Source organism: Pseudogulbenkiania sp. AW2-16 (assembly GCF_056824575.1).
The window spans coordinates 94,560-106,914 of record NZ_CP157668.1; the positions used below are offsets into that span (position 1 = coordinate 94,560).

The window sequence follows — 12,355 nt, forward strand, 5'->3', positions numbered from 1 at the left end:
CATCAGACCAGCACCGCTCAGCCGAGGTAGCGCCGCTCCAGGTGGGCGCGGAAATAGGCCGGATTGAGCGCCTCCCCGGTGGCGCGTTCCACCAGTTCGCCGGTCTCCCAACGGCTGCCCTGGGACCAGATGTGCCGGTCCAGCCAATCGAATACCGGGGCCAGATTGCCGACGGCGATCTGTGCGTCCAAGTCCGGCTGCTGCCGGCGCAGGGCGGCGAAATACTGCGCGGCGTACATCGCCCCCAGCGTGTAGCTGGGGAAATAGCCGAAGCTGCCGTCGGTCCAGTGGATGTCCTGCAGGCAACCGTCGCGGAAGTTGCCGCGCGTGTCGACGCCGAGGTAGGCCTGCATCTTCTCGTCCCACAACGCCGGGATGTCCTCGGCCTCGATCTCGCCCTCGATCAGCGCGCGCTCGATCTCGAAGCGCAGGATGATGTGCGCCGGGTAGGTCAGCTCATCCGCGTCGACGCGGATGAAGCCGGGCTGCACCCGGGTGTAGAGCCGCGCCAGGTTGGCCGAAGAGAACGCCTCCTGTTCGCCCAGATGCCGTCGCACCAGCGGCGCGATCAGTTCGAGGAAGGCCGGGCTGCGCCCGAGCTGCATCTCGAACGACAGGCTCTGGCTTTCGTGGATGCCCATCGAACGCGCCTGCCCCACCGGCTGGCTGAGCCAGTCGCGCGGCAGTCCCTGCTCGTAGCGGGCATGCCCGGTCTCGTGCACGATGCCCATCAGGCTCTGCACGAAGTCGTCCTCGCGGTAGCGCGTGGTGATGCGCACGTCCTCGGCCACGCCGCCGCAGAACGGGTGCACGCTGACGTCGAGCCGGCCGCCGTCGAAATCGAAACCGAGCAGCTTCATCACGTCGAGCCCGAGCGCGCGTTGCCGCTCGACGGCAAACGGCCCGGTCGGGGCCAGCACCGTTTCCCCTTCCTGGCGTTGCCGCACCTGCCGGATCAGTCCGGGCAGCCAGCCCTTCACTTCCTCGAACACCCGCTCGATCTCCGCACTGCTCATGCCGGGCTCGAACTTGTCCATCAGCGCGTCATAGGGACGCACCCCGGTGGCTTCGGCCAACCTTTGCGCCTCCTCGCGCGACAGCCGCACCACCTCGCGGAAATTGGCGAGAAAGCCCGACCAGTCGTTGGACGGGCGCTGCGTACGCCAGGCGTGTTCGCAGCGCGAGCCGGCCAGCGCCTTGGCCTCCACCAGCGCCTCGGGCAGCAGGTTGGCCTGCTCCCAGCTGCGGCGGATCTCGCGCAGGTTGGCGCGCGCCATGTCATCCAGCGGCTCGTCCTCGGCGGCGGCGATCTGGCCCGCCAGGCCGGGCTCGGTCAGGGTGCGATGGATCAGCACCTGCAGCTCGGCCAACGCCGCGGCCCGGGCTTCGTTGCCCTTGGCCGGCATCATCGTGGCCTGGTCCCACGAGGCGATGGCGTGGAGGTGGTGGTAACGGTAGAGGCGGGTAAAGCGTTCCGCGAGCGCGGAATAGGCGGAAAGGGTGGTCATGGCGGCTCCCGGTGTCGTGCCGGACAGTGTAATTCCAAACCGCACGGGAAACGAGAACGCGGCGCAATGCCGCATTCCGTACGCAAAGGCCCCAAGCGGGGCTACGCACCCTCACTGCGAGGAAGGACAGCGACAGGAAGCGGCGGACGGAGGCAACGCCCGCTCAGAACGGGGTCATCATGGTGCTGCGTTCGGCGGCGGGCGGGAACGACAGCCAGTAGTAGAAGTACTCGCGCGCCAGCTGCAGGAAGGCGACGCGCGACTCGTTGTCGTCGAACTTCAGCTGCAACAGCATGGCGTCGACCACGATGCGGTAGTTTTCCGGCTTGTAGGGCTGGCCGTCGAGCAGGTACAGCATGGCCTTGAGAATCTGCTCGCGCGGCGCGATCTGGCGCTCCTTCATGCCCCCCTCGAACAGCTTGCCGAGGTAGATTTCCAACGACGGCGGAAAGCGGTCGAAACTCGCTTGCTTCATGCGCTGCAGCAGCTCGTCCAGCGAGGCCGCGATGTCCATGCGCGGGTTGTGGATGGTGAAGCCGGAACGGGAGGTCAGCTCGGCCAGCTTCTTTATGTCGCCCAGCCAGAAGTAATAGTATTCGCGCGCGCAGGTCAGCGCGGTGACCCGGTCCTCGTGCGGGCAGCGCTCGAGGTAGACGTCCACCGCCTGCCGGAACAACTCGATGTCCTTGGGGTGGCCGTCGAGCAGCGCCGTCAGCTTCTTCAACAGCTGGCGGCGCTCCGACACCACCTGCTCGGTGGCCCCCTTGCGGTGAATCAGGTTCAGGTACGCCTCGAGGGCGTCCTCGATGTCCTTCATGCCAGCTCCTGTGCTTCGTCCAGCTGATGCGCCATCACCCCGGCCTCGAGCGCGGCGGTGCGGATGACATTCCATTCATTGTCGGAAAACTCGATGCCATTCGCCAGCTGATCGGCACGCCGGCGCGCTTCCGGCTCGCCCGCCATCTGCACCGGGTCGCCACCTTCCTGCGCCGGCGACGATTTGATGTACTCGGTCATGGCATCGTACTCGGCCTGCAGCCACGGCAGCGAGCCGGTTTGCGCCGGGTCGACCACGAACGCCGTCATCTGGTTCAGGATGCCACCCTGGCGCGGCCGCTCCGGCTGCGAGGTGCCACCGCCCGAGAGCAGCCCGGCGAGAAACTCGGTGGCGGCGAGCAAGCCGCCGCCCTTGTGGTGCGCCATCGGCCGCAGCGTGCCCTGCGGCTCCTCCCACATCACGCGCGGGTCATGGGAGGGATGGCCGGCATGGTTCTGCAGCACCGGCTCCTCGAAACGCTGCCCGGCCAGATAGGCCACCCGCGTCTTGCCGTAGGACACCCGGCTGGTGGCAAAATCGAGGATGAAGGCCGGGTGCTTGTCGGTGCCCGGAAAGGCGATGCAGATCGGATTGCCGCCGAAGCGCCCGGCGGTCCCGCCAAACGGCGACACCATCGGCGTGTGCACGTCGGTGACGTTGACGAAGAACAGTCCGACCAGACCGGCGTTGGCCAACTGCTCGCCGTAGCAGCCGATGCGCCCCATGTGATGGGTGTTGCGCACCGTGAGCAGGGCCACCCCGGTTTCTCGCACGCGCCAGATGGCGGCATCCACCGCCTCGCGTGCGACGCGCTGGCCGAAGCCGCGCTCGCCGGAAAACTGCAGGATCGCCCCGGCGTCACGCACCAGCCGGGCCGCCTGGTTGGGACGCAGCGTCTTGTTGCGGACGCTGGAGACGTAAAACGGCAGCATGCCGATGCCGTGGCTGGGGTGGCCACGCAGATTGGCCTCGACCAGGTGCCGGCTGACTATGCCGGCTTCTTTTTCCTTGCAACCCAGGGCTTTCAACACCAGTCGGGACACATGCTCCAGCTGCTTTGCTGCCAGTTTCATCGTCATCCTCCTTTATGTTTTGATTTTTTGTGCTGCTGCCACTTCCCTCATTGCCCGACCCGCCACTCACCCTCAGCAGGACGGTATTGCCAACTCCAGTCGCACGTCCTGACCCACCATGCGCAGATCACGGACCACCACATTCCTTTTCCCGGCCAGCGACTCCAGCGCCGGCCAGCCAAACAAACCCTGCGCCGCGTCGCCCAGCAGCGTCGGCGCCAGGTACAGCACGATCTCGTCGACCAGCCCGGCCTGCAGCAAGGCGCCGTTGAGCCCGGCCCCCGCCTCGACCATCAGCTCACCCACGCCTTCCTGCGCCAGGCGCACCAGCAAGGCAGCCAGATCGACCCGGCCGGCGGTATCGCCCAGCGCCCACACCGTCACCCCCTGCTCCAGGTAAGGCTGGTGGCGCGCCGCGTCGGCGACCGCCGTGGCAAGGATGGTTTCGCCGTCGCGGTAGATGCGCGCCCCAGGCGACGTCTGCAACCGGCTATCCACCACCACCCGCCGCGGCTGGCGTGGGGTAAACACCTCGCGCACCGTCAGCTGCGGATCGTCCGCCAGCACCGTCCCGCTGCCGGTCAGGATGGCGCAGGAACGGGCGCGCAGGCGATGCACGTCGCGCCGCGCATCGGGGCCGGTAATCCACTGGCTGGCGCCGTTCAACAAAGCGGTCTTGCCGTCCAGCGAGGCCGCCGCCTTCAGCGTCACCCACGGCCGGCCGCGCTCGGCGCGCGACAAGAAACCCTTGTTGAGGCGCCGCGCCTCGGCCTCCAGCAAGCCCACCGCCACCACGATGCCGGCAGCGCGCAACATGTCCAGGCCACGCCCGGCCACTTCGTGATACGGATCCTGCATCGCCGCCACCACGCGGCCGACACCGGCCTCGATCAGGCCCTTGGCACACGGCGGGGTGCGCCCATAGTGGCTGCACGGCTCCAGCGTCACGTAGGCGGTGGCGCCGCGCGCGAGCTCGCCCGCCATGCGCAGGGCGTGCACCTCGGCATGCGGGGTGCCGGCCGCGATATGCCAGCCCTCGCCCACGACCTCGCCGTCACGCACTACGACACAGCCGACCCGGGGGTTCGGCGTGGTGGTGTACAGGCCTTGTTCGGCCAACCTCAGTGCCTGCGCCATCATGGCGTGGTCAACCGCGGAAAACGTCATGGACTCTCTCACGAGGATTTCTGGATTTCCTTGATCGCCTCGGAAAACTCCGAGACGTCCTGGAAACTGCGATATACCGAGGCAAAACGGATATAGGCTACTTTATCCAGTTTCGCCAACTCATTCATCACCATCTCGCCGATCTGGCGCGAACTGACCTCGCGCTCGCCCAGTTGCAGCAGGCGGTGGCAGATACGGTCGATGGCGTCGTCGACCAGCGCGGTCGGCACCGGGCGCTTGTGCAGCGCACGCAGGAAGCTGGTGCGCACCCGCTCGACATCGAACTCGGAACGATGCCCACCCGACTTCACCACCTGCGGCATGCGCACGTCGGCGGTTTCGAAGGTGGTAAACCGCTTTTCACACGCCAGGCAGCGGCGGCGGCGGCGGATGCTGGTGCCGTCTTCGCTGACGCGTGAATCGATCACCTGGGTGTCGGCGTTGCCGCAAAACGGACATTTCATGATGTGACGACCTGGCTAGTAATAATCCTACGATGGTATCAGCAAAGGTCGGGAGCGTTAACGCCACCGTTTCTGACGCTCGTCAAGAGAGCGCGTCGCCGCGCGGTGCCGCCGTGCCGCTCCACCTCGTTCGGGCCTACTCCAATCGGCCCACCAGGACGAGCACCGGACACCACCGGGCCGCCTTAAACCCCTGCCCGAAAAAACAAAAGCGGCCCGAAGGCCGCTTTCAGTATCACACAGGCGTGACGATGGGCTTACTTGGCCGCGTACACCGGCAGGCGCTGGCACAGCGCCTGGACTTCACCGGCCACGCGCGCGGTCACGGCCTCGTCGTTCGGCGCTTCCAGCACGTCGGCGATCAGGTTGGCCAGCAGCTTGGCTTCCGCCTCGCCGAAGCCGCGGCTGGTCATGGCCGGGGTGCCGATGCGGACGCCGGAGGTCACGAACGGCTTTTCCGGGTCGTTCGGGATGGCGTTCTTGTTGACGGTGATGTGGGCGCGGCCCAGGGCGGCTTCGGCGTCCTTGCCGGTGATGCTCTTGGCACGCAGATCCACCAGGAACACGTGCGACTCGGTCTTGCCCGACACGATGCGCAGACCGCGCTCGATCAGGGTCTCGGCCATCACCTTGGCGTTCTGCTTGACCTGCTGGGCGTAGGCCTTGAACTCCGGCGACGCGGCTTCCTTGAAGGCCACGGCCTTGGCGGCGATGACGTGCATCAGCGGACCGCCCTGCAGGCACGGGAAGATCGCCGAATTCAGCGCCTTCTCGTATTCCGCCTTGGCCAGGATCACGCCGCCGCGCGGACCGCGCAGGGTCTTGTGCGTGGTGGTGGTGACGAAGTCGGCGAACGGCACCGGGCTCGGGTACTCACCGGCGGCCACCAGGCCAGCGTAGTGAGCCATGTCGACGAACAGGTAGGCCCCCACTTCGTCGGCGATCTTGCGGAAACGCGCCCAGTCGATTTCCAGCGCGTAGGCGGAAGCACCGGCCACGATCATCTTCGGCTTGTGTTCGCGCGCCAGACGCTCGACGGCGTCGTAGTCCAGCACTTCGTTCTCGTCCAGGCCGTACGGCACCACGTTGTACAGCTTGCCGGAGATGTTCACCGACGCGCCGTGGGTCAGGTGACCGCCGTGCGCCAGGCTCATGCCGAGGATGGTGTCGCCCGGCTTCAGCACCGACACGTACACCGCCTGGTTGGCCTGCGAGCCGGAGTGCGGCTGCACGTTGGCGTACTCGGCGCCGAACAGCGCCTTGAGGCGGTCGATCGCCAGCTGCTCCACCACGTCGACGTGTTCACAGCCGCCATAGTAGCGCTTGCCCGGGTAGCCTTCGGCGTACTTGTTGGTCAGGACGGAGCCTTGGGCTTCCATCACGGCAGGGCTGACGTAGTTTTCGGAGGCGATCAGTTCGACATGGTCTTCCTGACGGCGGTATTCGGCGTCCATCGCCGCGGACAGTTCCGGATCGTACTTGGCGATCGTCAGATCGGCTGCAAACATCTTTGACTCTTCCAATCAAAGGGTTAATCGAGATGCGCGATTTTACCTCAAATGCGCGGCCCATTGGTATGAGCAATTCGGGACATGAGCATGAATCCGGCTCATGTCCCGAGACATCATTACTGCAGCGTCGAACCCGGCGCCGGGATATCGTCGGCGGTCAGGAACAGCGGAATGCCGTTCTGCTGATCCGGCTGTACCTGCGGCACCACGCGCACGTCGCTCACCCGGCACTCGGCCATCAGTTCGCAGAACTGCGACGCGATCAGCGGCACCGAATCCAGCGGCGACAGCTGCCAGACGAAGCCCTCCCAGTTCTTTTCGTCGCCCGGAGCGGAGATGGTGCAACGCAGCTCGCCATTCTCATGCGCGGACAACACCGCCACCGGCTCCTGCCCCATATCGCGCAGCTTGCGGATCATGCTGCTGGCAAAAGCCTGCAACGTCACTTCCTGGCGCGCGCTGCCGCCCGCCACTATGGCCTGCAGCAGCGCCTGCGGCGGACGTGCGATCGGGAACAGCGTCACGCCGTCGGTTTTCAGCTGCTCGCCGAGGAACTTCATCAGTGGGATGCCCCACGGCCCGACCGCACCACCGAGCTTGACCGGGGCCGGCTCGCCCTCCTCCTGGATCGCCACGCCGATCAGGTAACGCAGGAACACGCCATCGTTTCTGACCGTGACGGCGGACGGTTCGAGCTCCAGCGGCAGGCCGCGCGCGGCATCGACCAGCGAGCGGGTGAAGCGGTAGAGCTGTGCCGAGGAGATGCCGGCCACCGTGTCCGGGTGCAGCAGCTTGCCCGACAAGAACACCTCGGCCCCCGGCGCGAACACGCCATGCTCGCGGAGTAGCGCGTTCAGTCCGTCCACATCCTCGATGCGCGCCGGCAACGTCGCCTCCGGCTTGGCCCCGGCCACCAGTACCAGCGGTACGGCGAAGATCACGGCATGGCGCCCTTCCGGCTGCTCGGCGGCGGCACGCAGGGCTTCCCACAGCACACGGTAGGCGGCCTGCGACGGCACCATCGCCAGCGCCACCGACAGCGTCAGCACATCGCCGCGCTCCAGGATGTCGGCCACGGCCTGCTTGAGCGAGGCCCGGCACGCTTCCCGGTCGCTATCGGACGCCGCATTCAACACCGACAGGGTGTAATGAATCAGCATGTTGCTGGGCATGGGATCAGGGTACAGGCGGGGATCGGGGAGAGCGGGATGCAGCATGGACATGAGGAAATCCTGCGTCAGGGATAAAAGGAAAGATTGTCGCACAGCGGCAGGCCAGCGGGGAGAGGGCCACTCGATTTTCGATTAGTAACACTTGGATGTTCCAATGTGCGACATCGAAGCATCTTTTTCGTGCATTGCAACACTTTGCTGTTGACAGCCCCCGCACCAATCTGGATAATCTGTCCTTGTTGAGACGCAGCAATTGCTTCTTGATAGTTTCTCCTCTATTTCTCCTTTGTAGACTTGGCGCGGACAAATGTCCGCGCATTTTTTTTGCCTATTCCCCGCCTTTCCTCCCGACAAAGCCCTTGATTTTCATCAAATCAGCCTCACTTTGTTTAAAGTAAGCTGAAAACCCTGCCCCATCTGGCGTTTCGCCGGCCGCAGCAAGAACCCGGCCCGTCATGCACCGTTACCCGGACACATCGGGAACGGCACCATTGCAGTGCAACAGCGGGGGCGAATAAATTTGTGCAATGCACCAATTTATTCTTCATTTCTTGTTCAACAAAAACAAAACCGAACATTTCCATGTTCGGTTGTGAATTGTTTGCATGTTATCTCTGCGCCTCGCAGACAGCACGATTGTGTCAGTCGAGTTCAGAGCGGCCGCGTCCAAAAAAGTTCCATGGCATAACGATACCCCGCGCAAAAATCTGATGAAGCAACAACTCCGCCACGAAAGTGACTCCATGCGACAACAGATACTGACGTATGCCCAGAGGGACCCAGAACCCGTTCACGATCTTGCTGCGCATTCCTGACCGGGCTCATGTGCATTGCGTGCGAATCTTTCGCTGGATACCTCGAAAATGGGCACAACGGGATTCGCTCCGCGAGCGGAAATCCTCATTTACTCCCGTACATTCCGGTTACTGCACTGCTCTTCACCCCGCTGAGAGCGGCTTGCGACAGATCATGAACAAGCTCTAAGGCCTGATACTTCTTCTGACTCCCCGGCAACAGGCAATGGTTTAGATTGGCACTGCCCGTCGGGAAAGAGATGCCAGCTTCACGACTGCCGACGCGGCTTCCCATAGAGTGCGCGCAGTTCGTCCTTCGCCTGCTCCAGAAGCTGGCGCTGCGGTGCGGAGAGCTGGCGCCCGGCGCGGTTGATATAGAAAGAGAGCATCGACATCGCCGAGCGGAAGGGGTCTGCCTTTCGCCGGTCGCTTCGCTCGGCCGACCGCATCAGCGACAGGGCGATCTCTCGCGGGTTATCTAGCGTGAACACACCGGTCTCCAGATCCAGCGCATTGCTGCTCTCCGTCACTTGTCGTGACCACCGCTGTCGTTCCTGAGCCATCGTTCCCGCCAATCCGATTCATGCATGTTCCTGCCTCCGGCGTGGTGCATTCCACACACGAAGCGACCACCGGCGAGGTTCATCATCTCTTTAATCCAAGAGGCAAGAACCGATATCCTTCACCAGCCGGCATGGGGCAAGACTCCCTCCTCCCCATTCTAGGCACGGAACCGAAGAGACGGGGACAAGCGACAGTTCCTTTGGGACGAGCCGAAAAACAAAAACGGCAGCTCATCCGAGCTGCCGTTCTGTTGCTGCCAAACAATTTGACCACCTCGATAATCGAGGGGCCGAAGTTTGCCAGGCTGGCGGCGGATCGCCCCGCCTTGCGGGACATCCGCCCTACTTACTTGTGCTCCACCTGCGACACGTCGCGCACCGCGCCGGTGTCGGCCGATGTGGTCATCGCCGCGTAGGCGCGCAGCGCGGCGCTTACCGTGCGTTGACGGTCCAGCGGTTTCCAGGCGTCCTTGCCGCGCGCTTCCATCTTGGCACGGCGATGCGCCAGTTCCTCGTCGGAGACGGCGAGGCGGATGGTGCGGTTCGGGATGTCGATTTCCAGCGTATCGCCCTCTTCCGCCAGCCCGATCGCGCCGCCTTCGGCCGCTTCCGGCGAGACGTGGCCGATAGACAGACCGGAGGTGCCGCCGGAGAAGCGGCCGTCGGTCAGCAGTGCACACGCCTTGCCCAGCCCCTTCGACTTGAGATAACTGGTCGGATAGAGCATTTCCTGCATGCCCGGGCCGCCCTTCGGGCCTTCGTAACGGATCAGCACCACGTCGCCGGCGACGATCTGGTCGGCCAGGATCGCTTCTACCGAGGCATCCTGGCTTTCGAAGATGCGCACCCGGCCGGTGAACTTGAGGATGGAGTCGTCCACGCCGGCGGTCTTCACGATGCAACCGCGCTCGGCGATGTTGCCGTACAGCACGGCTAGGCCGCCGTCCTGGCTGTAGGCGTGCTCCTTGTCGCGGATGCAGCCTTCGGCGCGGTCGTCGTCCAGCGTCGGGTAGCGCATGCTCTGGCTGAAGGCGATGGTGGTGGCGACACCGCCCGGCGCGGCGCGGTAGAAGCGGTGCGCTTCGCTGTCCGGCGCGTTGCGACGGATGTCCCAGGCTTCCAGCCCTTCGGCCAGGGTCTTGCTGTGCACGGTCGGCACGTCGCGGTGGATCAGGCCGGCGCGGTCGAGCTCCGAGAGGATGGCCACCACGCCGCCGGCGCGATGCACGTCTTCCATATGGTACTTCTGGGTGGCCGGGGCCACCTTGGACAGGCACGGCACGGCGCGCGAGATGCGGTCGATGTCGGCCATCTTGAAGTCGACGCCGGCTTCGTTGGCAGCGGCCAAAAGATGCAGCACGGTATTGGTGGAACCGCCCATGGCCACGTCCAGGCTCATGGCGTTCTCGAACGCCTGCTTGGAGCCGATGGCGCGCGGCAGCACCGATTCGTCGTCCTGCTCATAGTAGCGGCGGGCCAGTTCGACGATGGTGCGGCCGGCCTTGAGGAACAGTTCCTTGCGGTCGGCGTGGGTGGCGAGCAGGCTGCCGTTGCCCGGCAGGCTGAGGCCCAGCGCCTCGGTCAGGCAGTTCATCGAGTTGGCGGTGAACATGCCGGAACAGGAACCGCAGGTCGGGCAGGCGGAGCGTTCGACGCGGTCGACGTCCTCGTCGGATACCGCGCTGTTGGCCGCTTCGACCATGGCATCGACCAGGTCCAGCTTGCGGATGTCGTTGCCCCACTGCACCTTGCCGGCTTCCATCGGGCCGCCGGAGACGAACACCACCGGGATGTTGAGGCGCATCGCGGCCATCAGCATGCCGGGGGTGATCTTGTCGCAGTTGGAGATGCACACCAGCGCGTCGGCGCAGTGGGCGTTGACCATGTATTCGACGCTGTCGGCGATCAGGTCGCGCGAGGGCAGCGAGTACAGCATGCCGCCGTGCCCCATGGCGATGCCGTCGTCGACGGCGATGGTGTTGAATTCCTTGGCGACGCCGCCGGCCTTTTCGATTTCCCGCGCCACCAGCTGGCCCATGTTCTGCAGGTGAACGTGGCCCGGTACGAACTGGGTAAAGGAGTTGGCGATGGCGATGATCGGCTTGCCGAAGTCGTCGTCTTTCATGCCGGTGGCACGCCAGAGGGCGCGGGCACCCGCCATGTTGCGGCCGGAAGTCGAGGTACGGGAACGGTATTGGGGCATTGCGAATCCTTCAGTCTCAATCGGTAGCGGAAAGCCGGCTCGCCAGGGACGCCAGCGGCGGGTAGCCGCGACGCAGTCCGGACATCGGGTGCCAGAATGCCGAACGGCCGCGTGGGCTGCCTTGCTTGCAGCGCGACGCGGGGGAACGCTTTCCGTATAATTTCGTCATCTCTCTTTTACCGCAAACGCACATCGCTGACAAATGTTCATTCATCCCCAGTTCGACCCGGTGGCGATCAAGCTTGGCCCGCTCGCCGTTCATTGGTATGGCCTGATGTACCTGTTGGGTTTTCTGCTGTTCATCGGGCTGGGCAACCTCCGCCTGAAGCAGGGTCATGCCTTCCTTACTCCCAAGCTGCTGGACGACCTCTTGATGTACGGGGTGCTGGGGGTGGTGCTGGGGGGCGGCTGGGTGAAGTGCTGTTCTACCAGCCGGCGTATTACTTCAGCCATCCGCAGGAAATCCTGATGGTCTGGAAGGGCGGGATGTCGTTCCACGGCGGCTTCCTCGGGGTGCTGGTCGGCATGCTGCTGTTTGCGCGCAAGCATGGCCGCAGCTTCTGGGAGCTGACCGACTTCATCGCGCCGCTGGTGCCGCTGGGTCTGGCGGCCGGCCGCATCGGCAACTTCATCAACGGCGAGCTGTGGGGCCGGGTCACCCGCCCGGATGCGCCGTGGGCGATGCTGTTTCCGCAGGCCCGCCTCGACGATCTGGCGCAGGCACAACAGTCGCCGGAACTGATGGCGCAGCTGATGCAGTACGGCGCCCTGCCGCGCCACCCGTCGCAGCTGTATCAGTTTGCGCTGGAGGGACTCACGCTCTTCATCATCCTGTGGTGGTTCAGCGCCAAGTCGCGCGCGCGCGGCCAGGTCTCGGCGCTGTTCCTGATCGGCTACGGCTTTTTCCGCTTCGTGGCGGAGTTTTTCCGCTCGCCGGACGCCGGCATCTTCGGCCAGTCCTACACCATCAGCATGGGCCAGTGGCTGAGCCTGCCGATGATCGTGCTGGGCATGGTGCTGTTTGTCTGGTTCGGACGGCGCCAGTCGCGTTAGAATTTCGTTGTTGGATGTTGGAGTGGTTCG

General features: G+C 64.7%; 9 protein-coding genes and 1 pseudogene. 1 reads left to right on the forward strand and 9 read right to left on the reverse strand.

Annotated features, from left to right (window positions below):
- Positions 1-17: 17 nt before the first annotated feature.
- From ABKF58_RS00450 to ilvD, 9 genes are all read right to left on the reverse strand, one after another.
- Positions 18-1,508 (reverse strand): carboxypeptidase M32, encoded by a 1,491-nt coding sequence (locus ABKF58_RS00450; RefSeq protein WP_482583014.1) that lies wholly within the window; start codon positions 1,506-1,508, stop codon positions 18-20.
- A gap of 163 nt (positions 1,509-1,671) precedes the next feature.
- The gene (locus ABKF58_RS00455) at positions 1,672-2,325 is read right to left on the reverse strand and encodes a hypothetical protein (RefSeq protein ID WP_482583015.1); all 654 of its coding nucleotides are present in this window, start codon (positions 2,323-2,325) and stop codon (positions 1,672-1,674) included.
- The gene (locus ABKF58_RS00460) at positions 2,322-3,398 is read right to left on the reverse strand and encodes a malate/lactate/ureidoglycolate dehydrogenase (RefSeq protein WP_014086363.1); all 1,077 of its coding nucleotides are present in this window, start codon (positions 3,396-3,398) and stop codon (positions 2,322-2,324) included. The genes ABKF58_RS00455 and ABKF58_RS00460 overlap by 4 nt, the downstream gene beginning before the upstream one ends.
- A 72-nt stretch (positions 3,399-3,470) precedes the next feature.
- On the reverse strand, positions 3,471-4,565 hold the full coding sequence (gene ribD, locus ABKF58_RS00465) for a bifunctional diaminohydroxyphosphoribosylaminopyrimidine deaminase/5-amino-6-(5-phosphoribosylamino)uracil reductase RibD (protein WP_482583016.1): 1,095 nt from the start codon (positions 4,563-4,565) through the stop codon (positions 3,471-3,473).
- An 8-nt stretch (positions 4,566-4,573) separates the two neighbouring features.
- Positions 4,574-5,029 carry a transcriptional regulator NrdR gene (gene nrdR, locus ABKF58_RS00470; RefSeq protein WP_008953066.1) on the reverse strand — a complete coding sequence of 152 codons (456 nt, stop codon included), beginning with the start codon at positions 5,027-5,029 and terminating at the stop codon, positions 4,574-4,576.
- Between the two features lie 257 nt (positions 5,030-5,286).
- Positions 5,287-6,537 (reverse strand): serine hydroxymethyltransferase, encoded by a 1,251-nt coding sequence (gene glyA, locus ABKF58_RS00475; protein WP_014086361.1) that lies wholly within the window; start codon positions 6,535-6,537, stop codon positions 5,287-5,289.
- A 119-nt stretch (positions 6,538-6,656) separates the two neighbouring features.
- Entirely contained in the window at positions 6,657-7,763 is a 1,107-nt protein-coding gene (locus ABKF58_RS00480; protein ID WP_482583017.1) for a hypothetical protein, read from the reverse strand.
- Between the two features lie 1,012 nt (positions 7,764-8,775).
- Positions 8,776-9,036 carry a DUF3175 domain-containing protein gene (locus ABKF58_RS00485; protein WP_482583018.1) on the reverse strand — a complete coding sequence of 87 codons (261 nt, stop codon included), beginning with the start codon at positions 9,034-9,036 and terminating at the stop codon, positions 8,776-8,778.
- Positions 9,037-9,415: 379 nt separating this feature from the next.
- A complete protein-coding gene (gene ilvD, locus ABKF58_RS00490; protein ID WP_008953071.1) occupies positions 9,416-11,272 on the reverse strand; it encodes a dihydroxy-acid dehydratase in 1,857 nt (618 codons plus the stop codon).
- A 202-nt stretch (positions 11,273-11,474) separates the two neighbouring features.
- Here ilvD and lgt point away from each other — a divergent pair.
- Positions 11,475-12,325 (forward strand): annotated as a pseudogene (gene lgt / locus ABKF58_RS00495) (prolipoprotein diacylglyceryl transferase).
- Positions 12,326-12,355 lie beyond the last annotated feature (30 nt).